At 57.4% G+C, this 25,738-nt stretch carries 22 protein-coding genes and 1 tRNA gene; 21 read left to right on the top strand and 2 right to left on the bottom strand.

Translation table 11 applies throughout. The features are described 5' to 3' along the window. Positions 1–176: 176 nt before the first annotated feature. The 12 genes from HWE01_RS07905 to HWE01_RS07960 all read left to right on the top strand — a co-directional run bounded on the left by HWE01_RS07905 (position 177) and on the right by HWE01_RS07960 (position 11,410). Positions 177–253 (top strand) — tRNA-Val (locus HWE01_RS07905). Between the two features lie 318 nt (positions 254–571). Further along, complete coding sequence (locus tag HWE01_RS07910) at positions 572–979, top strand: response regulator (protein ID WP_008328027.1); 408 nt, start codon at positions 572–574, stop codon at positions 977–979. Between the two features lie 465 nt (positions 980–1,444). Further along, positions 1,445–3,352, top strand: coding sequence for a threonine--tRNA ligase (gene thrS / locus HWE01_RS07915; protein WP_241821490.1), 1,908 nt, complete (start codon positions 1,445–1,447; stop codon positions 3,350–3,352). Between the two features lie 73 nt (positions 3,353–3,425). Continuing rightward, positions 3,426–3,947 (top strand): translation initiation factor IF-3, encoded by a 522-nt coding sequence (gene infC, locus HWE01_RS07920; protein ID WP_075258054.1) that lies wholly within the window; start codon positions 3,426–3,428, stop codon positions 3,945–3,947. A 259-nt stretch (positions 3,948–4,206) separates the two neighbouring features. Next, positions 4,207–4,404 carry a 50S ribosomal protein L35 gene (rpmI, locus tag HWE01_RS07925; protein ID WP_006712688.1) on the top strand — a complete coding sequence of 66 codons (198 nt, stop codon included), beginning with the start codon at positions 4,207–4,209 and terminating at the stop codon, positions 4,402–4,404. 25 nt (positions 4,405–4,429) lie between these two features. Further along, positions 4,430–4,792: a 50S ribosomal protein L20 gene (gene rplT, locus HWE01_RS07930; RefSeq protein ID WP_006712690.1), complete on the top strand. Its 363-nt coding sequence runs from the start codon at positions 4,430–4,432 to the stop codon at positions 4,790–4,792. Positions 4,793–5,001: 209 nt separating this feature from the next. Next, entirely contained in the window at positions 5,002–6,030 is a 1,029-nt protein-coding gene (gene pheS / locus HWE01_RS07935; RefSeq protein ID WP_008328031.1) for a phenylalanine--tRNA ligase subunit alpha, read from the top strand. 71 nt (positions 6,031–6,101) lie between these two features. Continuing rightward, the gene (pheT, locus tag HWE01_RS07940; RefSeq protein WP_241821491.1) at positions 6,102–8,528 is read left to right on the top strand and encodes a phenylalanine--tRNA ligase subunit beta; all 2,427 of its coding nucleotides are present in this window, start codon (positions 6,102–6,104) and stop codon (positions 8,526–8,528) included. 64 nt (positions 8,529–8,592) lie between these two features. Continuing rightward, positions 8,593–9,006: an integration host factor subunit alpha gene (locus tag HWE01_RS07945; protein WP_026051953.1), complete on the top strand. Its 414-nt coding sequence runs from the start codon at positions 8,593–8,595 to the stop codon at positions 9,004–9,006. A 3-nt stretch (positions 9,007–9,009) separates the two neighbouring features. Then, positions 9,010–9,411 (top strand): MerR family transcriptional regulator, encoded by a 402-nt coding sequence (locus HWE01_RS07950; protein WP_241821492.1) that lies wholly within the window; start codon positions 9,010–9,012, stop codon positions 9,409–9,411. A 171-nt stretch (positions 9,412–9,582) separates the two neighbouring features. Beyond that, entirely contained in the window at positions 9,583–10,107 is a 525-nt protein-coding gene (locus HWE01_RS07955; protein ID WP_241821493.1) for a GNAT family N-acetyltransferase, read from the top strand. A 220-nt stretch (positions 10,108–10,327) separates the two neighbouring features. Further along, positions 10,328–11,410 carry a choice-of-anchor A family protein gene (locus HWE01_RS07960; RefSeq protein WP_008328042.1) on the top strand — a complete coding sequence of 361 codons (1,083 nt, stop codon included), beginning with the start codon at positions 10,328–10,330 and terminating at the stop codon, positions 11,408–11,410. 83 nt (positions 11,411–11,493) lie between these two features. Here HWE01_RS07960 and HWE01_RS07965 read toward each other — a convergent pair whose 3' ends face one another. Continuing rightward, on the bottom strand, positions 11,494–12,096 hold the full coding sequence (locus HWE01_RS07965; protein WP_241821494.1) for a phosphatase PAP2 family protein: 603 nt from the start codon (positions 12,094–12,096) through the stop codon (positions 11,494–11,496). A 410-nt stretch (positions 12,097–12,506) separates the two neighbouring features. Here HWE01_RS07965 and epsL point away from each other — a divergent pair, with 410 nt between their 5' ends. The 8 genes from epsL (at position 12,507) to HWE01_RS08005 (ending at position 22,637) form a co-directional block, all read left to right on the top strand. Beyond that, positions 12,507–13,745, top strand: coding sequence for an XrtB/PEP-CTERM-associated polysaccharide biosynthesis outer membrane protein EpsL (gene epsL / locus HWE01_RS07970; protein ID WP_241821495.1), 1,239 nt, complete (start codon positions 12,507–12,509; stop codon positions 13,743–13,745). Positions 13,746–13,755: 10 nt separating this feature from the next. After that, positions 13,756–15,165, top strand: coding sequence for an undecaprenyl-phosphate glucose phosphotransferase (locus HWE01_RS07975; protein WP_241821496.1), 1,410 nt, complete (start codon positions 13,756–13,758; stop codon positions 15,163–15,165). 87 nt (positions 15,166–15,252) lie between these two features. After that, positions 15,253–16,200 carry an EpsD family peptidyl-prolyl cis-trans isomerase gene (locus tag HWE01_RS07980; RefSeq protein ID WP_241821497.1) on the top strand — a complete coding sequence of 316 codons (948 nt, stop codon included), beginning with the start codon at positions 15,253–15,255 and terminating at the stop codon, positions 16,198–16,200. Between the two features lie 69 nt (positions 16,201–16,269). Beyond that, positions 16,270–17,061, top strand: coding sequence for a polysaccharide export protein EpsE (gene epsE, locus HWE01_RS07985; RefSeq protein WP_241821498.1), 792 nt, complete (start codon positions 16,270–16,272; stop codon positions 17,059–17,061). Positions 17,062–17,138: 77 nt separating this feature from the next. Next, on the top strand, positions 17,139–18,533 hold the full coding sequence (epsF, locus tag HWE01_RS07990; RefSeq protein ID WP_241821499.1) for a chain length determinant protein EpsF: 1,395 nt from the start codon (positions 17,139–17,141) through the stop codon (positions 18,531–18,533). 48 nt (positions 18,534–18,581) lie between these two features. Further along, positions 18,582–19,460, top strand: a complete 879-nt coding sequence (epsG, locus tag HWE01_RS07995; protein ID WP_241821500.1) for a chain length determinant protein tyrosine kinase EpsG — start codon at positions 18,582–18,584, stop codon at positions 19,458–19,460. A 26-nt stretch (positions 19,461–19,486) separates the two neighbouring features. Beyond that, positions 19,487–21,136, top strand: a complete 1,650-nt coding sequence (gene xrtB, locus HWE01_RS08000; RefSeq protein ID WP_241821501.1) for an exosortase B — start codon at positions 19,487–19,489, stop codon at positions 21,134–21,136. A gap of 82 nt (positions 21,137–21,218) precedes the next feature. Further along, positions 21,219–22,637, top strand: a complete 1,419-nt coding sequence (locus HWE01_RS08005) for an O-antigen ligase family protein (protein WP_241821502.1) — start codon at positions 21,219–21,221, stop codon at positions 22,635–22,637. A gap of 43 nt (positions 22,638–22,680) precedes the next feature. Here the strand turns inward: HWE01_RS08005 and HWE01_RS08010 are convergent, their stop codons facing one another. Beyond that, positions 22,681–24,201 (bottom strand): Atrophin-1 multi-domain protein, encoded by a 1,521-nt coding sequence (locus tag HWE01_RS08010; RefSeq protein ID WP_241821503.1) that lies wholly within the window; start codon positions 24,199–24,201, stop codon positions 22,681–22,683. A gap of 309 nt (positions 24,202–24,510) precedes the next feature. On the opposite strand from HWE01_RS08010, the gene HWE01_RS08015 reads away from it, so the two are divergent. Further along, positions 24,511–25,701 carry a glycosyltransferase family 2 protein gene (locus tag HWE01_RS08015; RefSeq protein ID WP_241821588.1) on the top strand — a complete coding sequence of 397 codons (1,191 nt, stop codon included), beginning with the start codon at positions 24,511–24,513 and terminating at the stop codon, positions 25,699–25,701. Positions 25,702–25,738: the final 37 nt, after the last annotated feature.

The raw sequence follows: 25,738 nt of genomic DNA on the forward strand, positions 1-25,738 counted from the left end.
GCGTAGCTCAGCTGGTTAGAGCACTACCTTGACATGGTAGGGGTCGTTGGTTCGAGTCCAATCGTGCCTACCAATTCTTCCGGTTCCGTTAGGGATGGTGGGGTTGGGCGAAGCAAAGAAAAGGAGGCGCGTTCTCGGCTTCCTTTTTTGTTTTATCAAGTTCTGTAATCTTCGATAGGCGCGTAGCTCAGCTGGTTAGAGCACTACCTTGACATGGTAGGGGTCGTTGGTTCGAGTCCAATCGTGCCTACCAATTCGTTTGCTTCCTCATGGAGCAAGAGGGTTGGGTGAAGCAAACCGCAGAAATTCACAAAAGGAAGCGCATTGGCGGCTTCCTTTTTGTTTTTCTGCGCCGGCTTTTTCATTGTTTCATTTCTTCCCGTTCCTTCCGTCGCTCTTGCCGCCGCCCCATGGCGTTGCTGCGGGTCAAATGCCGCCGCAAAAATGCGCCCTGACTGAAGCAATGGGGCAGATGTTTCGCGGAAGCATCTCAAAATGCTTTACACTTGCGTCGAATTTTTTCGGCAGCAACATCTCCAATCCTCATTTTTACGGTTCAGCGAATTTTCCTATGGCAGCAGATGATCAGTATTTCCTCGTGGTTGACGACTTTTCGACGATGCGTCGCATTGTCAGTGGCCTGCTGAAGGAGCTTGAGTACACCAAGATGGTGGAAGCCGATGATGGCTCTTCGGCACTGAAAATCCTGGAGGCGGGCGCCTTGCCGGTGACCTTCGTGCTGACCGACTGGAACATGCCGGGTATGGATGGCTTGACCCTGCTCAAGAAGATCCGCGCCACGCCCTCGCTGGCGCATCTGCCGGTGTTGATGATCACGGCCGAGGCCAAGAAGGAAAACATCGTCGTGGCCGCGCAGTCGGGTGCTGATGGCTATATCGTCAAGCCCTTTACGGCCGCTACCCTGAAGGAAAAGATCGAGAAGATCCTGGCACGGCGTGCCTCGATGGCAAATGCCTGAGGAGCGGGCGAGTCCGCTTGCTTGAGCTTGGCTGCGGCATGCCCGGATGCCGTTTCGGTTTTTGGCGTTGGACTTCATCTCGATGTTGCTCGAAGTGAAAAAGCTTGCTGATCATCGCTGTTTGCGCCTGGCACGTTGGCCTGACAGCGCCGCGTGGTCCGGGATGCAGGATGATGCTGTACGGGGCGCCTGCCGATGTTCGGGCAAAGTTTGCTATAATGCGGGCCTTCGGTCTGGTCTGTCCTTGCTGGCAGCGATCCCGAGACTGCATACCCCTCATCTGTAAGAGCGAGAAAGGCAAACCGGTTATGACACCGCGAACTACCACCGAGGTTTTCACGCGACGCTAGTCGGGTTCTTTTTCGTCCTTTGAAAAAGCGCGGCTGGTCCGCGTTTTTTTTCGTCCGTCTTTTCGACATTACCCTCAACAGGCAAGGCAGCAAGGCTGCCGACATGGAGTGCACAATGGTTTCAGTTCGTCTTCCCGATGGTTCGCAACGCCAGTTCGACAACCCGGTCACCGTGGCGCAGGTTGCCGCCAACATCGGCACCGGCCTGGCCAAGGCCGCACTGGCTGGCCGCGTCGATGGCAAGCTGGTCGATACTTCCTACCTGATCGACAAGGATGCTGACCTCGCCATCATCACCGACAAGGATCCGGACGGCCTGGAAGTGATTCGCCACTCCACCGCCCACTTGCTGGCCTACGCGGTCAAAGAGTTGTTCCCCGAAGCCCAGGTCACCATCGGTCCGGTCATCGACAACGGTTTTTATTACGACTTCTCGTACAAGCGCCCCTTCACCCCCGAAGACCTGCAAGCCATCGAGAAGAAGATGGCCGAGCTGGCCAAGAAGGATGAGCCGGTCACCCGCAAGGTGCTGCCGCGTGATGAGGCCGTGGCGTACTTCAAGTCCATCGGCGAAGACTACAAGGCCGAGATCATCGCCTCCATTCCGCAGAACGAGGACGTCTCGCTCTACACTGAAGGAAACTTCACCGACCTCTGCCGTGGCCCGCACGTGCCCTCGACCGGCAAGCTGAAGGTGTTCAAGCTGATGAAGCTGGCTGGCGCCTACTGGCGTGGCGATTCCAACAACGAGATGCTGCAGCGTGTCTACGGCACTGCCTGGGCCAGGAAGGAAGACCAGGAAGCCTACCTGCACATGCTGGAAGAGGCCGAAAAGCGTGACCACCGCAAGCTGGGTCGCGCCCTGGACTTGTTCCACTTCCAGGACGAGGCGCCGGGTCTGATCTTCTGGCATCCCAAGGGCTGGACCATCTGGCAGCAAGTGGAGCAGTACATGCGCCGCGTCTATCAGGACAACGGTTATCAGGAAGTGAAGGCGCCGCAGATCCTGGATCGCTCGCTGTGGGAAAAGACCGGCCACTGGGAAAACTATCGTGAAAACATGTTCACGACCGAATCGGAAAGCCGCGCCTATGCGTTGAAGCCCATGAACTGCCCCGGCCACATCCAGATCTTCAATTCCGGCCTGCACAGCTACCGCGACCTGCCGCTGCGCTACGGCGAATTCGGCCAGTGCCACCGCAACGAGCCCTCCGGTGCGCTGCACGGAATGATGCGCGTGCGCGGCTTTACCCAGGATGATGGCCACATCTTCTGTACCGAAGACCAGATCCAGGAAGAAGTCGCCGCCTTCAACCGCGTGGTGCGTGAAGTCTATGACTGCTTCGGCTTCAAGGACGTGGCCGTGAAGCTGGCCCTGCGTCCGGAAAAACGCATCGGTGCCGAGGAAGTCTGGGACAAGGCCGAGAATGCCCTGCGCGAAGCCATCCGCGCCTCCGGTTCGGAATGGGAAGAGCTGCCGGGCGAGGGCGCCTTCTATGGCCCGAAGATCGAATACCACCTGAAGGATTCCATCGGCCGTTCCTGGCAGTGCGGCACCATGCAGGTGGACTTCTCCATGCCGGCGCGCCTGGGCGCGGAATATGTCACGGAAGACAACAACCGCAAGGTGCCCGTGATGTTGCACCGGGCCATCGTCGGCTCGCTGGAGCGCTTCATCGCCATCCTGATCGAAAACCACGCCGGCGCGATGCCGCTTTGGTTGGCGCCAACGCAAGTTGTCATCCTGAATATTTCCGACGCACAGGCGGATTATGTGCAGAACGTTGCACAAACGCTGAAAAAACAAGGGTTTAGGGTCGAGACCGATTTGCGCAACGAGAAGATTACCTATAAAATACGGCAGCATTCCATTCAGAAGCCGCCCTATATCCTGGTTGTCGGCGATAAAGAACGGGATGCCAACACTGTGGCCGTGCGTGCGCGGGGCAATGTCGATCTGGGCGTCATGTCCATCGACACCTTGGTGGAACGCCTCAAGGATGAGGTGGCTGCCAAAGCCTGAGACGGGGAAGCCTAAGGCTTCCTCCCAGCGCAAGAGCACGGCTTAATTCATTGGATTTTAAAAGGAAACTGCAATAGCTACTGACAAGTCGCATCGCCTCAACCGCGAGATCACTGCGCCAGAAGTGCGCCTTTCGGGTGTTGAAAACGAGCCTCTGGGCATCGTCAGCCTGGCTGAAGCCCTTCGTCTTTCCGAAGAAGCGGAAGTGGACCTGGTCGAAATTGCGCCCACTGCGCAGCCTCCGGTTTGCCGTCTGATGGACTACGGCAAGTTCAAGTACCAGGAGCAGAAGAAGGCGCACGAGGCCAAGCTCAAGCAGAAGGTCATCCAGGTCAAGGAAGTCAAGTTCCGCCCGGGTACCGATGATGGCGATTACAACATCAAGCTGCGTAACCTGACCAAGTTCCTGGAAGAGGGTGACAAGACCAAGATCACGTTGCGTTTCCGCGGTCGTGAAATGGCTCACCAGGAAATCGGCATGCGCGTGCTGGAGCGCCTGAAGGCTGATCTGGAGCCGTATGGCCAGGTCGAGCAGTTTCCCAAGATGGAAGGTCGCCAGATGATCATGGTGCTGGCGCCCAAGAAAAAGAAATAAATCGTTTATATCTTTTTCGGTTTTCCTGGTTTCAAGCAGTTAGCCGTATCGGGACGACATCTCCTCGGTGTCGTCCATGCCGCAGTCATTGCGGCAGCGTAGGGCCGACAAAGGATTTGCCGGGTGCAGGCGACTGTGCCAGGCAAAAGCAGCGGGTTCACCCGCTGTCAAATAAGTGAGAGCAGGCATCCAAGAGCAGCGAGCGTGCTGCCACCTGCAATCATCAAAAAATGGAGCTGTCCGAAAGGACAGAGTTGCTATGCCTAAGATGAAATCGAAGAGCAGCGCGAAGAAGCGTTTTCGCGTCCGCCCGGGCGGTACCGTCAAGCGCGGTCAAGCCTTCAAGCGTCACATCCTGACCAAGAAGACCACCAAGAACAAGCGTCAACTGCGCGGTACCGAGGGCGTCCATGAGACGAACCTGAATTCCGTTCGCGCGATGCTGCCGTTCGCTTAACCTCACCATACACTAAGGAGCTACTATGCCTAGAGTCAAACGTGGGGTAACAGCACGTGCCCGCCACAAGAAAGTCCTCGCACTCGCCAAGGGTTACCGCGGCCGTCGTAAAAACGTCTACCGTATTGCCAAGCAAGCAGTCATGCGCGCTGGCCAGTACGCGTACCGTGACCGTCGTAACAAGAAGCGCGTGTTCCGCGCCCTGTGGATCGCCCGTATCAACGCCGCTGCGCGTTCGCACGGCGTGACCTACAGCGTGTTCATGAACGGCCTGAAGAAGGCTGCGATCGAACTGGATCGTAAGGTCCTGGCCGATATGGCTGTCACCGACAAGGCTGCTTTCGCTGCCATCGTCAACCAGGTGAAGGCCAACATCGCTGCCGCCTAAATCGACAGCGTGTTTGCGGTAGCCGGCCGCAACATCGGACGCAAGTCAGACGAGCAGCCGGCGCTGCAAAATCCTGCGGGGCAGAGGTGATACACCGATGCCCCGTATGTTTTTGATCCACGGTTTCGTGGATTTTTTTGGTTCACCTTCCGTGAATCCCTTCTTTTCGACTTCGTCGTCGGATTTTCGATTGGAGCGAGACTTACCGCATGAATCCCCTAGACCAACTCCTGGGCCAACTGGTCACGCAGGCGCAGGCTGATTTCGCCGCCGCGCCCGACGCCGCCGCACTGGAAAACGCCAAGGCCAAGTACCTCGGCAAGACCGGTCAGATCACCGAGCAGATGAAGGGACTGGGCAAGCTGGCGCCGGAAGAGCGCAAGGTACAAGGGGCGATCATCAACGTCGCCAAGGAACAGATCGAAACCGCGCTGACCGCCCGTCGCGATGCTTTGGCCCACGCCCAGATGCAGGCGCGCCTGAATGCGGAAGCCATCGATGTCACCTTGCCGGGCCGTGGCCGTGGCGTGGGCGGCATCCATCCCGTGATGCGCTCGTGGCAGCGCGTCGAGGAAATCTTCCGCTCCATCGGCTTTGATGTCGCCGACGGTCCCGAGATCGAGACCGACTGGACCAATTTCACTGCATTGAACAGCCCCGAGAACCACCCGGCGCGCTCCATGCAGGACACCTTCTACATCGAAGGCAACGACACCCAGGGCAAGCCCCTGCTGCTGCGTACCCACACCAGTCCGATGCAGGTGCGCTACGCCCGCATGAACAAGCCGCCCATCAAGGTCATCGCCCCGGGCCGCACCTATCGCGTCGACAGCGATGCCACCCACTCGCCGATGTTCCATCAGGTCGAAGGCCTGTGGATCGCCGAGGACATCAGCTTCGCCGACCTGAAGGGCGTGTACCTCAACTTCGTCAAGGCCTTCTTCGAGACCGACGATCTGCAGGTGCGCTTCCGTCCCTCGTATTTCCCCTTCACCGAACCTTCGGCCGAGATCGATATCGCCTTCGGTAGCGGTCCGCTCAAGGGCCGCTGGCTGGAAGTCTCCGGCGCCGGCCAGGTGCATCCGACCGTGGTGCGCAACATGGGGCTGGACCCCGAGCAGTACATCGGTTTCGCCTTCGGCTCGGGCCTGGAGCGCCTGACCATGCTGCGCTATGGCATCAATGACCTGCGCCTGTTCTACGAAGGCGACCTGCGCTTCCTGAAGCAATTCAATTAATTCGATCACGCGGGGCGCCGCGCCGTCGCGGCGCGCCTCTGGCTCATCGCCGATAGCTGAAAGTCTGAATCATGCAATTCTCTGAAAACTGGCTGCGTACCATGGTCAATCCGACCATGACCTCGGATGAACTGTCGCACCTGCTGACCATGTCCGGCCTGGAAGTCGAGGAAGTCGAACCGGTCGCGCCTCCCTTCACCAACGTGGTCGTGGGTGAGGTGCTGGAAGTGACCAAGCATCCGGATGCGGACCGCCTGAACGTCTGCCGCGTGAATGTTCATACCGGCACCATCCTCAACATCGTCTGCGGCGCGCCCAATGTGCGCGCGGGCCTGAAGGTGCCTTGCGCCATGGTCGGTGCGGTGCTGCCGCCGGGGGCCGATGGCAAGCCTTTCGAGATCAAGGTCGGCAAGCTGCGCGGTGTGGAATCGCAGGGCATGCTGTGCTCGGCACGCGAACTGAAGCTGTCGGAAGATCACGGCGGCCTGCTGGAACTGCCCGATGATGCACCGGTAGGCCAGAATTTCCGCGACTACCTGCAATTGAATGACCTGAAGTTCACCATCAAGCTCACCCCCAACAAGGCGGATTGCCTGTCGGTGCTGGGCGTGGCGCGTGAAGTCTCGGCACTGACCGGTACACCCCTGAAGGCGCCGGCCTATCAGACCGCTGTCGTCAATCTGGACGAGAAACTGCCGGTACGCATTTCCGCGCCCGAGCTGTGCGGCCGTTTTGCCGGCCGCGTCATCCGTGGCCTTAACGCCAAGGCCGCCACCCCGCAATGGATGAAGCAGCGCCTGGAGCGCAGCGGCCAGCGCTCGATCTCGGCCTTGGTGGACATCTCCAATTACGTGATGCTGGAGCTGGGCCGTCCCTCGCACGTGTTCGACCTCGACAAGATCCATGGTGGCCTCGACGTGCGCTGGGGCCGCAAGGGTGAATCGCTGAAGCTCCTCAACGGCAATACCGTGGAAGTCGATGAATGGGTCGGCGTGATCTCCGACGACAAGGAAATCGAATCGCTGGCCGGCATCATGGGCGGTGACGCGACTGCAGTCTCGCTGGAGACCACCAACATCTACCTGGAAGCCGCTTTCTGGTTCCCGCAGGCGATCCAGGGGCGTGCGCGCCGCTACAACTTCTCGACCGATGCCGCGCATCGTTTCGAACGTGGTGTGGACTTCGCCACCGTGGTCGATCACATCGAACGCATCACCGCGCTGCTGCTGGAAATCTGCGGCACGCCCGAGACCCGTGTCGGTCCCGTGGACGACCAGATCGTCAACCTGCCCAAGCGCGAACCGGTCTCGCTGCGCACAGCCCGTGCAGCCAAGGTGATTGGTGTGGAGATCACCGACGAGATGGTGTCGGACATCTTCAAGCGTCTCGGCCTGTCCTTCGACTATCAGCCTGGCCTGTTCTCGGTGACCCCTCCGTCTTATCGCTTCGACATCGAGATCGAGGAAGACCTGATCGAGGAAGTTGCGCGCGTCTACGGTTTCGAAAACATCCCGGCGCTGCCCCCGGTGGCCGCCAATGCCATGCGCATCGCGCCCGAGAACACTCGTTCGCTGTTCGCCATCCGCCGCCTGCTGGCTGATCAGGACTACCAGGAAGTGGTCAACTTCAGCTTCGTGGAGAGCGCCTGGGAAGCCGACTTCGCTGGCAATGCCGATCCCATCAAGCTGTTGAACCCCATCGCCAGCCAGATGAGCGTGATGCGCTCCTCGCTGATCGCCGGCCTGGTGGCCAATGCCCGCTACAACGTCAACCGCAAGGCGGCGCGCATTCGCGTCTTCGAGGTGGGTGCCGTGTTCAGCAAGAACGCTGCCATCGCCGATGGCCCGCTGGCCGTGGCCGGTTTCGAACAACCCAAGCGCATCGCCGCGCTGGCCTACGGCCCGGTGGCCGAAGAACAGTGGGGCCAGACCACCCGCAATGTCGATTACTTCGACGTCAAGGCCGATCTGGAAGCCCTGTTCGCCCCGCGGGCGCTGCGTTTTGTCAAGGCCGAACATCCGGCCCTGCATCCGGGACGCACTGCGCACGTACTGCTGGGCGAGAAGATCGTCGGCGTGATTGGTGAACTGCATCCCAAGTGGCAGCAGAAGTACGACCTGCCGCTGGCTCCCGTGGTCTTCGAGGTGGACGCCGAGGCATTGCAGCAGCGTGACCTGCCGTCCTACATGGAAATCTCCAAGTTCCCGGCAGTCAGCCGTGATATCGCGCTGGTGGTGAAGCAGTCGGTCGGCGCCCAGCAATTGCTGGACGTTTTCGCGGCTGAAAAGCAGGCCAATCCGGACTGCACCATCTTGCAAGCCCTTGTTTTATTTGATGAATATCAAGGCAAGGGATTGGAAGCGGACGAAAAAAGCCTTGCGTTCCGCTGCACCTTGCAAGATACTCAAAACACCCTTCAGGATGACAAGGTTGACCTTGCGGTGAATGCACTGGTGGCCGCTGCGAGCGCCAAGCTCGGCGCCAGACTGCGTGCCTGATGTGATGTCCGAGAGCGAAAATAATTACAGACCGGAATCGGTTGAGGCCCAGTCATTCATCGCCATGAACAACGTGAATTCGAACGAATTTCAATCCGTGCTGGACGCCGACCTGCATCGTGCCGTACTGGAATCCCAGGCACGTTCGCAGGCCGACAAGAACCTGCCGACGCTGACCAAGGCCGAGCTGGCCGAACTTTTGTTCGAGCAGGTCGGTCTGAACAAGCGCGAAGCCAAGGACATGGTAGAAACCTTCTTCGACGAGATTCGCAACGCGCTCGAACGTGGCGAGGCCGTCAAGCTGTCCGGCTTCGGTAACTTCCAGCTGCGCGACAAGCCGCAACGGCCTGGTCGCAATCCCAAGACTGGCGAGGAGATCCCGATCACCGCGCGGCGCGTCGTGACCTTCCATGCCAGCCAGAAATTGAAGGAAATGGTGGAACTCTCCAGCGGCAGCCCCGTTGAAATGTCCGTCTAATTTATGAACGATCGTGTCAACAAACCGGCGGCCATCGTCTTGCCGCCCATCCCGGCCAAGCGTTATTTCACCATCGGTGAGGTCAGTGAACTGTGTGGCGTGAAGCCGCATGTGCTGCGCTACTGGGAGCAGGAATTCACCCAGCTCAAACCGGTCAAGCGACGCGGTAACCGGCGCTATTACCAGCACCACGAAGTCCTGCTGATCCGCCGCATCCGCGAGCTGCTGTATGAGCAGGGTTTCACCATCAGCGGTGCCCGCAACAAGCTCGATGGCACGCATGAAGCTGAACAACCGCAGGAGCCGCAGAGTCCCCTCATCAGCCTGGATGAGGCGGCCATCGATGCACTGCGTGCGGAGTTGCAGGCGGTACTGGAAACCCTGAAGCCGGGGGCGACCGCCTGATCGACATGCACGGATAGTTGCCGGGCCGGGGTCGCTGGATCTCACCGGGCTCACCAAGGCTGCCAGTCTGGCATCGATCCCGCTGTTTCATTATCTACGCGCCACACGCTGGCCCTCATGGGTCGCCGTGTGGCGTTTTCATTTCAGAGTCCCATCGGCAAGGAGAACTCCATGAGTCATTACCAATGGCGCCCCATGCGCGCGACTGATCTGCCTCGCGTGATGGCGATTGCCGCCGATGTTCACGTCGGCTACTTCGAAGCAGAAGAAGTTTTTGCGGAACGGCTGGCCCTGTTTGCGCCCGGCTGTCTGATTGCCGTGCGTAGCGCCCTGGCGGGCGAGGGCGAGGAAGTCATCGGCTATGCCTTCATGCACCCTGGCCGTCATGGCGTTCCTCCCGCGCTCAACACCCTGTTGCAAGCCCTGGATCCGGCCGCTGATTGTCTGCATCTGCACGACGTTGCGCTGCTGCCCTCTGCGCGCGGCTCGGGCTTGGGGCGTGCGCTGGTGGAACAATTGCAGCAACTGTGCAGACGGGCAGGATTGCCCAGGGCTACCCTGGTCGCGGTGCATGCCTCCAGCACCTATTGGCAGTCGGCCGGATTTGTCGAGGACACTCAGGCGCTGCTGCACGGGCAGGACAGCCTGGCGAGCTATGGCGGGGATGCACGCTACATGTCCAGGCGACTGCCGTGATCGCAACGCGCGTGGGCAGAAGCTTGATTATTATCAATGTGGCAAAAAAATGACGTTCGTGAATTGACGAGATTTTTACTTGATCAATCGACAACTGTTAGCATAAAATTAATAAAAACTTTACAACAATTTGTGTCGATTTGCGTCTGTTGGCGCCATCAATTCACTGCTGCCCCCTGACCCGACGTACAGGCGGCATCCGTTATAGGGGTAACTTTCCATGTCACGTCTTTCGAAGTCGGTCCTGGCTGGTTTTGCGGTCCTGCCTTTCCTGTCGCTCGGTGTCAGCGCTGCCGCTCAGGCGGCGACGGTGTCGCTCACCGGTGCCGAGGCGCTGCAGCAGTTCAATCTGGTGGTGCTGGGCGACGCCAGCTCCAACTCCCACGTGGATGGTCGGGCCTGGATCGGAGGATCGCTCACGGGCGGGGATTACGTGCAGCATGTCGGCAGTACGCCGGCCTCGAGCTATGCCGGCCTGACCGTGATGGGCAGTGCGAGCAACGTGCATGTGAACGGACTGGGTTCCTATATCGGTGGCTCCTTCACCAATTCGACCGTCAACAGCGGATCGAGCTATATCGTCGGTGCGGTGAGCAACAGCAATCTCAATGGATCGGCCTATGTGACGGGCAGCACCAGCGGGACCAACTTCAACGGTGGCCGCCCCTCCACGCCCAGCACGCTGATGCAGACCAACGCGGATGCCGCGACGTCGACCAATTTCGGCAGCACGCTCGGTACCTTGTCCAATACGCTCAAGAGTGCCGTCGCCAACAGCACGGTGTCGATCACCGGCAACAAGGCCACCTTCACGGCTGTGGCCAACAGCAGCGGGGTAGCGGTATTCAATCTGGATAACACCACCAGCGCCTCGGTGTTTTCGGCGGGCGAGTTTTCTTTTGCCGCCAACGGTGCCAGCACCATCATCATCAATTCCAGCGTCAGTTCTGCGGTCATCGGTGCCAACTTCCTGGGCGGACAGGCACAGTCGCTGGGCAGCTCCATCCTCTGGAACTTCTACAACGCGACCAGCCTGACCATCAACAACCAGTTTGGCGGCTCCATTCTCGCGACCCACGCCAGCCTGACCAACAACCAGAACATCGAAGGCGGCGTCTTCGTCAACAGCCTCACCCAGAATGGCGAACTGCACCTGCAGTCCTTCACCGGCAACCTCTCTGCCGTGGCTCCCGTGCCCGAGCCAGAAGAGTATCTATTGATGGTGGCCGGCCTGATCGTGGTGGTGGGAGTAGCCGCGTTGCGCCGTCGTCGCCTTGCTGCGCCGGCCATGCTGGCCGCTTGAGCCAGGGAGCGCTCGCGCGGGCGTGACCGAGAATGCCGTTCAGCGCCGCTGAACGGCATTTTTCATGGAAGCGGGAAAGGGAATCAGAGCGCCTCATGGCGCATGTAGACCTCGGCGCGGCCGGAGAGCTGCTTGGCCAGTTCCTGCAGGAAGCTCTGGGTCGGCGCCGGCTTGTTGAAGCCGGTCATCATCAGGGCCGCCGCCAGGCCCAAGGGCAACAGCAGATGACGCAAGGGTGGCGCCGACTGCCGTAGTGACAGGCCAAAGGCCCAGGCTGCGCCGGCGCCGACCAGCAGGCCAAGCAGGACTTCGGATTCGGAGTGGACCTTGATCATCAGACGTGACAGTCCCACCGAGGTGACCAGGAGCGCGGTCAGTGTCAGTACCAGGGCGCGACGCAGGCCAGTGGTGTCCTGGGTGAGCAGCAGGGCAATCGACAGATAAAGAGCGCTGGAAGAGGCGGTATGGCCGCTCAAGCCGGTGAAGTTGAGCATCGGCAAGCTGATATCCCAGCCCATGAAAAGCAGCTTGCTGATGACCACGATCATCATCGCGGTGCCGAAAGCGAGCAGCCAGGCGAACATCTGACGCCACATGCGGTTGACCCCCAGCCAGAGTGTCAGGATGCAGGCACCCGGAATGGTCATGGTGCTGTCGCCGAGGAAGGTGAGGGTGTGCCAGTTCATTGAATCAGATGAAAGAGGAGAGAGGGGCGCAAGAGATCCCGGCAGGCCATATTAGCGGCTCGGGAGGCGGGGAGAAAGCGCTGTGACTCTTGTCGCAAGATAAACGTTCAGTTTTTGTTGCAACGCGATATAAATAGTATATGTGATTTTGCGATTTTGTTGCCAAATTACAAATTTGCCGTTTGTCCTACAAGGCCATGCTCGCTTGTCTGATTGCCGCGAATTCAGGGGCGCGTATCCTTGTCGCATTCTTTTCTGGGTGGCAATGTTGTACATATTTTTTTGCCTAAATTTCAAAAATGCTGCATGATTACTAGTAAATTTTCGTGTGTTGCGGTGCAGCAATACAGACGCCAAACATTGCCATTGTTTCAAAAGTAAAACTAAAAAAGAAAGGGCTCTGATTCGTGATGCCACGGCAGTTTCGCAATAGCAGCAAGCGCAAGGCCCGGGTGCGAATGTGCGCTCTGATGGTGTCGGCAGCTTGCCCTCTTGCATACGCGGCAGACCCCGGTCAGGTGGTTGTTCCGTATGTGCAGTATTCGTATTTGCATGACGATAATTTGTTGCGGCTGAGTAGTCCGGAAGCTGCGCAGGCGACGTTGGGTACATCGCGTTTGTCCGATAACGTGCAAAGCAAGGTGGGTGGCGTTCGTATTGATCGCATGATCAGTCGTCAACGCATCACGCTTGATGCCAGTGTGACCAAGAATACGTTTGATTTTTTCAAACAGTTCGACAACGATGCGCGAGATTTGAAGACTGACTGGGCTTGGGTGGCAGGAGAGCGCTTCTCCGGCAACGTGGGCTATGTCTATTCGCGATCGTTGACGCCGTTTCAAAACCTCCGAGTATTTGAGCCCAACATCCGAATCATGGATACAAAGTATGCGAGTGCTGCGTGGCAACTGCATCCAGATTGGACCGTCAGAGGCATCCTGTCGAAGTTTGGGTTGTCGTATGGGCTCCCTGCTCAGCAAGTCAACAACTTTACTCAAAACGTCGCTGAGCTCGGTGTGGATTACACGGCACGCACCGGAAGCATCGCTGGGGTGCAGGTGCGCAGAACGACTGGGCATTACCCTTTCGATACGCTGATCGGTTCCACGTCTTTGAACAATTCCTTCACTCAGGAAGATTACAAGGCAAAGATTGTCTGGCTCTACAGTGAAAAAACCAAGCTGCAATTCCTGGGTGGACTCACCCAGCGCGAACGGAATTCTGCCGCAAGCGGCAGCGGCTATCGCGGTTTTAATGCGCGCCTGATTGCGGACTGGGCCCCGACGGCGAAGACCGGTTTCAAGGCCAACTTGTGGCGGGAGATCGGCGGCGTCAGTGATATTGATGCGAACTTTTCGCTGACTACTGGCGCCAGTTTGGCGGCCGTCTATTTGCCCAGCGCCAAGCTGCGCGTGGATGGCTTGGTGGATTATGAGCGCCGCAACTACAACGGGGCCTCTATCGTTACAGGCGTTACGCCCTCGAACCGTCGCGACAATTATGAGAAAGCCAGCGTAAGTCTGACCTACTCCCCCACGAATTCGCTGTCGCTGGTGCTCGCGGTATACCGCGAAAATCTACAGTCCAATATCACTAGCTTCAGTTACCTTTCCAACGGCATCTCCCTGACTTCGCGCTATGAGTTCTGAGGCCCCAAAAATGAGTGACCTGCATGATGGCCTGCCGTTGGTCAACGTCAAGCCCCATACCATGACGATGGTGTTCAAGCGCTTCGTCGAGCCGGCGTTGATTGTCGCCTATCTATGGGTGTTGGTGCGGGTGAACGGACATCCCTTCAATGGTGATTACTGGGTACTCGCCATCATGGCGTTTTTCCTTTCGTCCTATTTCTTTACGGAACTGCACCAGCGGCGTCTGCGCCGCAATCCCAAAGGTCCTTCGGTATTTGCACCAGTCATGGATTGGGTGGCAGTAGCTGCCGTCTTGGTGCTGGTGGCCTACATCTGCGAGTTCTATCAGCATCTGGCGTTGCGTGCCATCTTCTTCTGGGTCGTCACGACGCCGCTAGGCCTGATGATTTCGCAGCACCTGCAATCACGGGTAATGCGTGACCTGCATACCAAGGGTGAAGTGCGCAAGGCCATCATCATCGGTGTCAACCCGGCCGCATTGAAACTGGCCGATCGCATGGAGAAGTATCCCTCCCTGATGATCAAGCTGATGGGGTTCTTCGATGACCGCGAGCTCAATCGTCAACCGCCTGGCACCTACACGCCCTTGCACGGCAAGATGTCGGAAGTGGCGGCCTACGTGCGTGAGAACAACATCAACATGGTCTACATCAGCATGCCGATCTCCGCGCAGCCTCGCGTGCTGCAGATGATCGACGAGTTGCAGGACACCACTGCCTCGATCTACTTCATCCCGGACATCTACATCTTCAATCTGATCCAGGCTCGCTTTGATTACGTTGGCGGCATGGCCGTGATGGCCATCTGCGAGACGCCCTTTACCGGGACCAACAATGTCGTCAAGCGCGTCAGTGACCTGATTCTGGCGTCCTGCATCCTCCTGATGTTGCTGCCGGTGATGATGGTCATTGCCATCTGCGTCAAGCTGACCTCTCCTGGTCCGATCATCTTCAAGCAGCGCCGCTACGGTCTGGATGGCGAAGAGATCGTGGTCTACAAATTTCGCTCGATGACTGTCATGGAAGACGGTGGCAAGGTCACTCAGGCTACCAAGGGCGATATGCGGCTGACCAAGATCGGTGGTTTCCTGCGATCCAGTTCCCTGGATGAATTGCCACAGTTCTTCAATGTGCTGCAGGGACGCATGAGCATCGTCGGCCCGCGTCCGCACGCGGTGGCTCACAACGAGCTCTATCGCAAGCAGATCAAGGGTTACATGCTGCGCCACAAGGTCAAGCCGGGCATTACTGGTTGGGCGCAGGTCAATGGTCTGCGTGGCGAGACCGAGACCCTCGACAAGATGAAAGCCCGTATCGAATTCGACCTGGAATATCTGCGCCGCTGGTCGCTGGTCTTTGATCTGTGGATCATCTTCCAGACCGTGCGCATGGTGATCAAGCGCGACAACGCTTACTGACGGTTCTGCCCTGCTCCAGGGTAAAGACCACGCGAACCAGCCATTGCCGCTGGCAACAAGGGACACAGAAAAAGAAAGCTTGCACAAATGAAAATCGGGAAGGAAGCAGTTCGGCGGCATCATCCAATGGCAACAAAGGCGCTCGTATCGGCCATGCTGCTGCTGACGCTGGTGGCGTGTGGCGAGAAGAAGTCGGCCTCCTCCAGCCAGGTGGTGGCCAATGTGGACGGGCAGGAAATTACCATTCACCAGGTCAACAACGAACTGGCGAAGACAGGTGGCAGCCAAGTCACCAAGCAGTTGCTCGAGGGCCTGGTGGCACGACAATTGCTGGTCAATGCTGCCAAAAAGGACAAGCTGGATACCGATCCGGCAGTGCTGGCCGATATGGAGCGAGCACGTAACCTGGTACTGGCGCAGAGCTATGTGGCGAGCAAGGTGAAGGCGCCCACTCGGCCGCTGGATCAGGATGTGGAGGATCTGTATCGCAAGAATCCGGACTGGTTTGCCCAGCGCAAGCAATACGAGTTTGCGCAGTTGATCATTGCTGGTTCCAACCTGACGCCCGAGTTGAACCGTTTGATGGATCAGCCTGGCAAGCGGCTTGAGGACATCGCGTCCTGGCTGGATTCACACCATATTCAGTATGCAAGGCAGCAAGTCGTCAAAACGTCGGCTGATCTGCCGCCACAGATGAATGCCAGCCTCAAGACCATGGAGCGAGGCACCTTGTTTGTAGTGATCGAGGGGCAGACCGCGATTCTTACCTCGCTGCAGGACGTCAAGAGTGCGCCGCTCTCGCTGGCGGTGGCAACACCGCAGATTCAGCAATATCTGGTCGCGCAGAGACAAAACCAGGCTTCGGAGCAACTGGTCGAGCGACTCAGAAAGGACGCCAAGGTCGAGTATTCGGAACAGGCCAAATCGTTCAAGGATCTGAGCGTGGTGCCTGCTGCAGCCACCGGTACCGCCACTACAGATAAGGATGGCGTGAAGAATGATGCGATTTCCCGCGGGGTAGCGGGTTTCAAGTAAGGAAATTTTGATCAACATCCGGGCGCGTATGCCTGAATCAAGAACCTGATGTACTGCGGAGTAATGACAATGACGAGAAAAGTGGTGTTCCTGTTGGTCGGCCTCATGCTTGCGAGCTGGAGCCTGTTTGCCCAGGCTGACGATATTCTTCTGGGTGCTGGTGACGTGATCCGCGTCAAGGTCTATGGCAGCGAAGACCTGACACTGGAAACCCGCATCAGTGAAGCAGGCGTGATCAGTTATCCGCTGGTCGGCGAGGTCAAGATCGGCGGATTATCAACGGCGCAGGCTGAAAGCAAGATTGCTGGTTTGCTCAAGAAGGGGGGCTACCTGGTCAATCCTCAGGTCAATATTCTCGTGACCGTGCCGCAAAGCCAGATGGTGTCGGTACTGGGGCAGGTCAACAAGCCAGGTCGCTATTCGCTGGACGGCAAGCGCAACGTGGCCGATGTCATTGCGCTGGCGGGGGGAGTCACGCCTGACGGTGGTGACACGCTGACGATCGTGCATAACGACGGCAACAAGGTGACCAAGCAGTTGGTCGACATCTACACGATCACTCACAACGGTGACACCACTGCATTGCCGGAGGTCAGGGCCAATGATGTCGTCTACGTCGAACGTGCTTTACGCTTTTATATCTATGGCGAAGTGCAGCGTCCTGGCATGTACAAGCTGGAGCGCGGGACTACCGTCCTGCAAGCACTGTCTGTGGGCGGTGGTCTGACGCAGCGTGGCACGGAGCGAGGCCTCATGGTCAAGCGGCGCGATCCGGACGGTAACTTGCAAGAGATTCCTGTCAAGAAGGATGACCTGCTGCAGGCTGACGACATTGTGTACGTCAAGGAAAGCTGGTTCTGAGATCGTTGCTCAGACCGTACCGCACCACGTGTTTATCCGTTTAGCAATTGATGACGCCAACCAGGAGGCGTAGTCCCATGAACCTATCTCAATTTATTCTGATTCTTCAGGCACATCGCAAGGTGATCCTGCTCATTCTTTCGATCACGGTCGTGGTGGCGCTGGCAGTAAGCCTTGTGCTTCCCAAGCAGTACAAGGCTACCTCCTCGGTAGTGCTCAATTACAAGGCATCAGATCCTGTGACAGGCTTGGTGGTGGCGCCACAAGCCCTGCCTGGTTTCATGCCGACCCAGGTGGCTATCATCAACAGTCCCTCCGTTGCGCTGGGCGTGGTGGATAGTCTGAAGCTGGTTGATCAGCAGGAAGTCAAGGATGCTTATGCCGAGGACGACCATGGGGATCTGGATATACGCAACTGGCTGGCCGGTCTGCTTCTAAAGAAAATGGATGCTGTGGCCTCCAAAGAAAGCAGTGTGATCGACATCACTTTCAAGGCGACCGACCCCCAATTTGCTGCCTTGGTCGCCAATGCGTTCGCTACCTCATATCAGCGCGTGAGCATGCAGCTCAAGCTGGATCCGACACGCAAGGCATCCTCCTATTTCAATGACCAGGTCAAAGTTTTGCGTGATGCCTACGAGCAGGCACAAGTAAAGCTGTCGAAGTATCAGGAAGAGCACGGCATCACCAATATCGACAATCGCACCGATGTCGAGACCAATCGTCTCAATGACCTTTCTACGCAATTGGTGATGGCTCAGGCGGCAATGTCGGAGGCCCAGTCGCGCCGCCGCCAGGCCACCATCGGCGGCGGCACGGAGTCGCCAGATGTCAACGCGAATCCGCTCGTACAAACCCTGAAAACAAATCTGGCGGCATCGGAGGCTCGCTTCGAACAGGTGTCCAAGCGCCTCGGTGTGAACCATCCGGATTACTTGGCTGCGAAGGCCGAGCGAGACGGTCTGCGCGCCCAACTGAGCGCAGCAACGGCCTCGATTTCTTCTTCGGTCGGCACCAATGCGACCATTCTGGCCAAGCGAGAAGCTGAGATTCGTGCCGAGTTTGAAGCCCAGAAGCGCAAGGTACTTGAGATGAACCGTACCCGGGATGAACTGGCAGTGCTCAGCCGCGAACTGGATAGTGCGCAGCGTGCGTATGAGTTGACGTCGCAGCGTTTTGCTCAGACCAACCTGGAAGGTCAGTCCAACCAGTCTGATATTTCGCTGTTGTCGGCTGCGGTACCACCTGCCCAGCCGTCGAGCCCTCGTATCGTTGTCAATCTCATTCTTGCAATTTTTGTTGGCGGGATCTTGGGCGTGATGGCTGCCGTCGGCCTTGAAATGGTCAATCGCCGCGTCCGATCCGAGCATGACCTGGTTGATGAACTGGGCTTGCCGGTGTTGGGGGTCATCACTCGTCCGCTCGCCGGTCAGCGCCGCCGCTTCTGGTTCAGCCGCACCAAGCCGGTCTGATTCCTTGTCTATCACCTTGCCAATAAAAATACGATTTCCGGGAATATCATGACTACAGCAACCTTGACTCTCACTGAAGGTACGGCGCTGCCGAATCGATCAATCGGTGCCATTCTCGTTGACAGCGGCAAGCTCTCTCCCGAGAACGCAGAGCGTATCGTCCGTTTGCAACGCGAGCGTGGGCTGCGCTTCGGTGATGCTGCGATCCAGTTGGGATTGTTGACCCAGTCCGATATCGAGCAGGCCCTGTCGCGGCAGTTCGACTATCCGTATTTGCTCAAGGGAGAGAGCAAAGTCAGCGAGAAAGTCGTCGCTGCTTACAATCCCTTCAGCAAGCAGGTTGAAGCCTTGCGAGCGTTGCGCAGTCAGTTGATGGTGCGCTGGTTCGATGTCGATGGAAAACACAAGTCCTTGTCCATTGTCAGCCCGGAGAGTGGGGAAGGGCGTAGCTTCATCGCTTCCAATCTTGCGGTCGTATTTTCTCAGTTGGGGGAACGCACTCTGCTGATCGATGCCGACATGCGCAACCCCCGTCAGCATGAGCTGTTCGGACTGGATAATCGAAATGGTCTTTCTGGCGTAATCGCTGCTCGCTGCTCGGCAGCAGATGCGCTGCAACGCGTTCCTGATCTGCTGGATCTGTCGGTTCTACCAGCTGGCCCGACGCCGCCCAACCCGCAGGAACTGCTTGGTCGCCCCAATTTCACGCAGTTGTTGGCCGATCTGGCACAAGAGTACGACATTATTCTGGTGGATACGCCTTCAGGCAGCCAATACGCCGATGGCAACATGATCTCGGCGCGTACCGGCGCCAGTCTGGTGGTCGTTCGTACCAACGTGACTCATATCTCGGCAGTGCGTACGCTGACTGAAAAGCTAACCAGTGCTCATGTGGCCGTGGTGGGCAGTGTAATCAACGAATTCTGATGGTCACCGGTTTCTGAAAGTTGAGCATGACTGCTGAAACGATACGGCCGACGATGCCTGAGCGGCGTTTTTCCGGCTTGCCCTGGCTGGTCGTGGCCGCAGGCCTGGCAGCGATGTACATTCCCAGCTTCATTGATCTGTTTCATGGGGTGTGGGGCACCGAGCGCAATGCACACGGTCCCATCGTCCTGGTGGTTGCCTGCTGCTACATGTTCGTGCGCGTCAGACAATTACGCGAGGATGGTCTCATCGAACGCAAGCCATCGCCCATTTTAGGTAGCTTGTTCCTGTTGATGGGGTTGCTGTGCTTTGTGCTGGGCCGATCGCAGACGGTCCTGTTCATGGAAGCGGGATCGCTCATCCCGATCTTGGTGGGCATCGTGCTGCTTCAATTCGGACGCCGTACCTGTCGTCGACTTTGGTTCGCCTTCTTCTTCATGCTCTTTATGGTGCCACTACCGGCTTCGGTAGTAGACCTCTTGACCCAGCCCTTGAAGATAGGCGTGTCCTATGCGTCCGAACTGATTTTGCGGCATCTTGGCTATCCGATCGCACGCAGTGGCGTGATCCTCTACATCGGACCGTATCAGTTACTGGTAGCTGATGCCTGTGCCGGCCTGAATTCCCTGTTCACGCTGGAAGCATTGGGTTTGCTCTATATGAATCTGGTACGTCACCAGTCGCTGTTTCGCAATCTGATACTGGCAGTGCTGATCGTTCCGATTTCGTTCACCGCCAATACCGTGAGAGTGATGGCGCTCGCACTCATCACCTTCTATCTGGGCGATGCTGCCGGGCAGGGCTTCCTGCATGGTTTTGCGGGCATGCTGCTGTTCATGGTCGCACTCGCGCTGATCATTGCGCTCGACGGGCTGTTGCGCTGGATGGCAGTTCGCTATGCCAAATGGCGCGGCGTAGCTGTGCCCGAAGCTTTGCCTCGGCAGCGCTTGGCCTCATCTTCCGTACAAGATGGCACCAACTTCAGCATGAAGCTGCCCTTGGCAGCATTCATCGCGCTGCTGATGGTAGTTTCAGTGGGCTTGGTACAGCTGCTTGTTCCGCATGAAGTTAATGTGGTCAAGAGCGGGAAGTTCAGCGAAATCATTCCGACCCGGTTCGGAGATTGGCATGAGGTACCTTCACCTTTCCTTCAGGTCAACGTCAATGTTGAGGATGGCACCGACCGTAGTTCTGATCAGCCCTATGACGACGTGCTCGGTCGAACCTACGTAAATAGCCAGGGCCAGATGGTAATGCTTGCGCTGGCTTATGCCAGCGAACAGACACAAGACGTAAAGATTCACTTGCCGGAGGTCTGCTACGTTGCTCAAGGTTTTAATCTCAAGGATCAGAAGCGCATCGAACTGCAGATGCCCGAGGTCAAGTACGCAGTCAATGGTTCACAGTTCGTCGCCAGCCATCAGAGTCGGCGGGAAGCGGTCACCTATTGGGTTCGCATAGGCGATGGATTCCCCAGCGGTGGGTTGGCCGCTCGCCTGAAAATATTCGAGGACGGCATGGCAGGACGAGTATCGGATGGCATCCTGGTACGTGCTTCCAGTTTGTTACGGGAAAATGAAAAGCAGTCAGATGCTTTCTCCTTGCAACATCGTTTCCTCGAAGATCTGCAGACAGCGGTACGGGTGAAGAGCCCCGGTTTGCTGGTGCCAGCATGAAGGGTTGCGAAGCGACGGCGTATTGCGCGGCGGGTAAGTGCTTGCACGCATCAAGGTTAGGTGGCATGCCGAGGACAACGATATGAGAAAAATTAATCTGGATTCATCGCAAATGCTGGTCCTCGGTGCGGCAGTGCTGGTAGCGCTACTGGTCGGCATGATCTTGCCCGTCGTGGCTGGACTGCTTGGCGACAGCTATGCTCGTCTGGCCGCTTTACCCGTGTTGTTCCTGCTGGGTGGAATTTTCATTTTCAACAAGCGTTTGCTGCTTTTGATGGTGTTGCTCCTGCGCGCCTCTGGCGACATCGTTTTGGAGGCTACTCGGGTAGGCGCCACTGGCGCTTCGACCGGCCTGGGCGGGGCGATCAATGCGTTGGTCATCTTGATCGCGCTGTTGTTTTTCATCGAAAGACCAAGCCTGTTGCCGCGCAAGGCCGCCTTGGTCTGGCTGCTTCTCATTGCAGTTGAGGCGGCCGGCGTCGTAGTGACGCCTGTTCCTGGTTTCGGGCTGAAGATGGCGCTTGCCTTCTGCTCCTATTTCGCGGTTTTCGTGTGTGCGTTCTACACGGTGCGAACCCAGGACGATTTCAAATTTCTGGTCCGCATCATCATCGGCTCGTCAGTCATTCCCGTAATCTACGGCCTGATCAGTGTCGCGCTCAAAGGCGCCGGCGGCATCAGCACCTTCCGAGTGCAAAGCACTTTTACTCACCCGAACATCTTCGCCTTCTACCTGACCCTGGTGATTTCGCTGGCGCTGTACGTTCTCAAGAGCGCAACCTTCAGACTGAGCACACTGCAGCGCATCAGCTTTACAGGTTACCTTGGCTTGTTGTTCCTGATGCTGCTGTTGACCCAGACTCGAAGTGCATGGCTGGCCTGCTTCCTGTTGTTCGTCCTCTATGGCGCGATGTTTCAGCGGCGCTATCTTGTCTATATCCTGGTGTTATGTTGCCTGGCCATGTTGGTGCCCAGCGTTCAGCAACGCATCCTGGATCTGGACGCGGGCAACAGCATGGCCAATTATGCCAAGTTGAACTCATTTGCCTGGCGCGTCCTCTTGTGGGATTCCGCCCTGAAATGGATGTCAGTCAGTCGATACCTTACGGGTTATGGTGTGGAGGCATTCGGCTTCTATGCGCCGCTTTTCTTCCCCATGGCCGGTAACGTGGAATGGAGTGCTCATAACGTTTATGTGCAGTTGTTCTTCGATGTCGGTCTGGTGGGGGTGCTGGTGTATTTGGCCGTTTTCTACCAATGCTTGCGCGCTCTTTTGAAATACTACAAGCGCGACCGGCTTGCGGGAGGCATCCTCATCTGCGCCCTGGTGCAGTATCTGGTGGTTTCAGCGTCGGACAACATGTTGGGCTATCTGGCGTTTAACTGGTATTTCTGGACCGTCATGGGAATGGGTTGGTCTTTGTATGCGAATCTGGAGCGCGACGAAAAAGCACAGAACCGCCAACCGTCGCTGTCCGATGTGTCGCCCTTGCAAGCTTGATGGAGTCTCCTCCTGCAGCGTGGAGGAGGAGACTTGAGCATGATCAGTCGGCCTTGATCAACTCGCCCCCTGCTGAAGAGTTTGCGCCGCCACTTTGTGCATAGAGAGCCAGTTTTGGCGTATTGGCAGTCCAGGTAAATGTCACGCTTTGACCATTTCCAAGATAGCCAGTGTCGGTGACCACCTTGCCTACCAGTTGGTCATACACCGTAAAGCGGAGCTTGGCGCCCCCGGTGGTGTGCGCGGTCAACTTGTAGTTGCTGCCCAGTGCCGGCTTGGCCCAACTGACGGTTTGCATTCCCCGGTTGGAGTAATTGACTGCGACCGTATTGGCGCTACTGTCGGTAAACACCATGGCCTGGTCCCATGAACTGAATCTGGCTTGGCCAGTTCCGGTCTGAATGGTCCAAGTGCCACGCATGGACAAAAGGTTGAGATTCTGGTTCGGTGTGAAAGGCTTGCCGTTGCCGTCTATCCAGCCGCTCGCTCCCGTGACCCGGCGCAGACCTGCGCGGATCATCTGCAGTTCGTTGGCGGCAGTGGAGTTCCATCCCTTGGGTGCCGGATTGGCTGAAGAACCGATTTCGGCATAAATGACGAACGGTGTGCCGTAGTTGGCATCCGTGACATAACCACCATAACGTTTGAGTGTTTCGGCGATGCGACGGACCTCTTCGTTGGATATCTTGCTGGTGTCAAACGAGGGAGGAAGCATCATCAAGGATCCCTCAGGGATGCTGCCCTTGTTGAGCTTTGGCGCATTCGCATCGGCCGAAGTGGCCGGGAAGACATAGGCGGGATTGGCGCTCAAGCTGTTGAAGGTGAGCGACATCGTCAACGCATGAGAGTAATACTGGGGCTTGGCAGCAGCTTCATGGATGCGGATCAGTCCAGCAGAAGCTGGGATGCCGGTGGCGCGAGCACCTTGGTAATAATGCGCCGGGTCGGCCCAGCCGCGGCCATCGAGGCGCGTCCAGGCATAGAGCATGGCGGTCCACTTGCCATCCTGTTGCTTGAGGCCCCAGAAAGAATGAATGATGTTGGTAGTCGGATCGACGATGTCTGCGTGGCCATCGTTACCGGTGGCAGGCTTGGTTGCAGCAGGCCAGTGCGGGATGGTGATGTCGTGGAACGTCTCTTCGTCGGCAATTTTCAAGCTACCGCTTCCGGTCGGACCGGTGACCGTCACGGGCGGGTCATTTGGACTGGCAAGAAAAATGCCGGTAGAAAAATTGCTGTCGTTGACCATGGGATAGTAGTCCGAAGTCAGGATTACATCGTCTGCGAAGGTCGGGTTGACCGGCCTGCTGTTCCAAAGTGAGTCAGCAGCGAATGGAGTGAGGTAGGTTCCCCATTGCTGAGCCCAGCAGGGCGAGGTGGATAGCAGGGCGGTTGCCGCGAGAGTGAGACGGAGATGCTTTAGCATTTTGGGCGGCCTGGACATAATGTGGCTCCTGTGAAGTGGGAATAGCGATGATTGATGCAGCGCGATAAAGTTCGATTCATCTACAAATGCGAATCCAAGCACGCGTAGTGGAAAAGTATAGCCAGCATTGTCGATCATTTACGTACCGATAGGTTTTTCGCCTTCGCGTTTTCCCTATCCGTTGTTGAGGGGAGGGTTAGCCGTAGTTGCTTTCCAGTTTTTGGTGCAATGCGGTAAAACTTGATTCAGGTATCGCATAATGGAGCCAGTTTGCTATTGCGCGCGACGTATTATCGTTTTGCGAATATTTGGAGTGGGCGCTTTACGCGTGGCATGGATTGATGCTCTACGATCCAGGCGATCGATCTAAACGAGCAAACTACCTGAAATACGAGTGAGGCGTTTGCATCTGACTGTCTTGTTCGAAAGAAAATGGAAATGGCGATGATGCTTGTTCTTCTATTACAAACGATACAGTGGTTGTTCTTGACGTTACTGGCGGTACCGGTACTGGTCTTGTTGGTCCAAGTGGTGGCTGCATGCTGGGCCGCAGCTCGTGTCGTTGTGTTGAGTGAACAGCGGCCGCGGATTGCGATACTGGTGCCCGCCCACAACGAGGCCGGCGGTATCGGTGAAGTGGTGGCAGGGATTCGCGCGCAACTGGAGACGGGGGACCGTGTTCTGGTGGTCGCTGATAACTGTTCTGACGAGACTGCACGCATCGCCCGTGAAGCGGGCGCTGAAGTCACCGAACGCCGCCACGAGACCTTGCGCGGCAAGGGTTACGCCCTCGATCACGGAATTGGCCAGCTCGCGGCGGATCCGCCCGAGGTGGTGATCATTGTGGACGCGGATTGCTATCTGGGGCCGCAGGCGTTGGCGACAGTAGCCCGTGCCTGCATGCAGAACAATCGTCCGGTGCAGGCGTTGTACCTAATGCACGCACCGGAGGGCACTGGTCCGATGCGCAAAATCGCTGAATTCGCCTGGCTGGTCAAGAATCTGGTGCGTCCATTGGGCTTTCAGAAACTGGGCCAACCCTGCCAGTTGATGGGGACGGGAATGGCCTTCACTTGGCAGCAGATCAGTCAGGCCAATCTGGCTACCGGTCATATCGTGGAAGACATGAAATTGGGCGTTGATCTTGCAGAGGCCGGCCAACCACCGTTGTTTTGCCCGGAGGCCATGGTCTACAGTTTCTTTCCTTCCAGCGATAGCGGTGTCAGCACGCAGCGCACCCGTTGGGAGCATGGTCACCTGAGTGTGATCCAGTCCTATGTCCCGCGCCTGATGGTGGGGGCGATACGGCGCGGCAACGCTGCGCTGGCTGCGCTGGCTCTGGATCTGAGTGTTCCGCCCTTGGCTTTACTGGTGATGCTGGCGACAGTGAGCTGCATGATCAGCGTTGTCGCGTGGTTGGCGCTGGACCTGATGTGGCCTGCGCTCGCATCCATTGTGCTGGTGATGTGTATTGGCGTCGCGATTTTGTTGGCCTGGTCCGCATTTGGCCGCAAGGTCATCAGCTTGGGCGAATTGCTCAGTGCATTCGCTTACGTGGCACGCAAGATTCCGTTGTATTTCAAGTTCCTCTTCAATCGTCAGGTAGCATGGGTAAGGTCCAAACGTGACACAGAATAATGAATTTCAGATCGCTCCCGAAGAACTGGCACCGGCC

This window comes from Herbaspirillum sp. C7C8 (assembly GCF_022627875.1).
In the GTDB taxonomy this organism is placed as follows: Bacteria; Pseudomonadota; Gammaproteobacteria; order Burkholderiales; family Burkholderiaceae_D; genus Herbaspirillum.

What these genes read in the sequence shown, in the direction of transcription:
- HWE01_RS07910 (WP_008328027.1), top strand. Translation starts at nt 572, where the DNA reads ATGGCAGCAGATGATCAGTATTTCCTCGTGGTTGACGACTTTTCGACG.
- pheT (WP_241821491.1), top strand. Translation starts at nt 6,102, where the DNA reads ATGCAATTCTCTGAAAACTGGCTGCGTACCATGGTCAATCCGACCATG.
- HWE01_RS07955 (WP_241821493.1), top strand. Translation starts at nt 9,583, where the DNA reads ATGAGTCATTACCAATGGCGCCCCATGCGCGCGACTGATCTGCCTCGC.
- HWE01_RS08015 (WP_241821588.1), top strand. Translation starts at nt 24,511, where the DNA reads ATGCTTGTTCTTCTATTACAAACGATACAGTGGTTGTTCTTGACGTTA.
- rpmI (WP_006712688.1), top strand. Translation starts at nt 4,207, where the DNA reads ATGCCTAAGATGAAATCGAAGAGCAGCGCGAAGAAGCGTTTTCGCGTC.
- HWE01_RS08005 (WP_241821502.1), top strand. Translation starts at nt 21,219, where the DNA reads ATGAGAAAAATTAATCTGGATTCATCGCAAATGCTGGTCCTCGGTGCG.
- rplT (WP_006712690.1), top strand. Translation starts at nt 4,430, where the DNA reads ATGCCTAGAGTCAAACGTGGGGTAACAGCACGTGCCCGCCACAAGAAA.
- HWE01_RS07950 (WP_241821492.1), top strand. Translation starts at nt 9,010, where the DNA reads ATGAACGATCGTGTCAACAAACCGGCGGCCATCGTCTTGCCGCCCATC.
- HWE01_RS08010 (WP_241821503.1), bottom strand. Translation starts at nt 24,201, where the DNA reads ATGATCGACAATGCTGGCTATACTTTTCCACTACGCGTGCTTGGATTC.
- epsL (WP_241821495.1), top strand. Translation starts at nt 12,507, where the DNA reads ATGCCACGGCAGTTTCGCAATAGCAGCAAGCGCAAGGCCCGGGTGCGA.
- HWE01_RS07960 (WP_008328042.1), top strand. Translation starts at nt 10,328, where the DNA reads ATGTCACGTCTTTCGAAGTCGGTCCTGGCTGGTTTTGCGGTCCTGCCT.
- HWE01_RS07945 (WP_026051953.1), top strand. Translation starts at nt 8,593, where the DNA reads ATGAACAACGTGAATTCGAACGAATTTCAATCCGTGCTGGACGCCGAC.
- xrtB (WP_241821501.1), top strand. Translation starts at nt 19,487, where the DNA reads ATGACTGCTGAAACGATACGGCCGACGATGCCTGAGCGGCGTTTTTCC.
- HWE01_RS07965 (WP_241821494.1), bottom strand. Translation starts at nt 12,096, where the DNA reads ATGAACTGGCACACCCTCACCTTCCTCGGCGACAGCACCATGACCATT.
- epsF (WP_241821499.1), top strand. Translation starts at nt 17,139, where the DNA reads ATGAACCTATCTCAATTTATTCTGATTCTTCAGGCACATCGCAAGGTG.
- HWE01_RS07975 (WP_241821496.1), top strand. Translation starts at nt 13,756, where the DNA reads ATGAGTGACCTGCATGATGGCCTGCCGTTGGTCAACGTCAAGCCCCAT.
- pheS (WP_008328031.1), top strand. Translation starts at nt 5,002, where the DNA reads ATGAATCCCCTAGACCAACTCCTGGGCCAACTGGTCACGCAGGCGCAG.
- HWE01_RS07980 (WP_241821497.1), top strand. Translation starts at nt 15,253, where the DNA reads ATGAAAATCGGGAAGGAAGCAGTTCGGCGGCATCATCCAATGGCAACA.
- epsG (WP_241821500.1), top strand. Translation starts at nt 18,582, where the DNA reads ATGACTACAGCAACCTTGACTCTCACTGAAGGTACGGCGCTGCCGAAT.
- thrS (WP_241821490.1), top strand. Translation starts at nt 1,445, where the DNA reads ATGGTTTCAGTTCGTCTTCCCGATGGTTCGCAACGCCAGTTCGACAAC.
- epsE (WP_241821498.1), top strand. Translation starts at nt 16,270, where the DNA reads ATGACGAGAAAAGTGGTGTTCCTGTTGGTCGGCCTCATGCTTGCGAGC.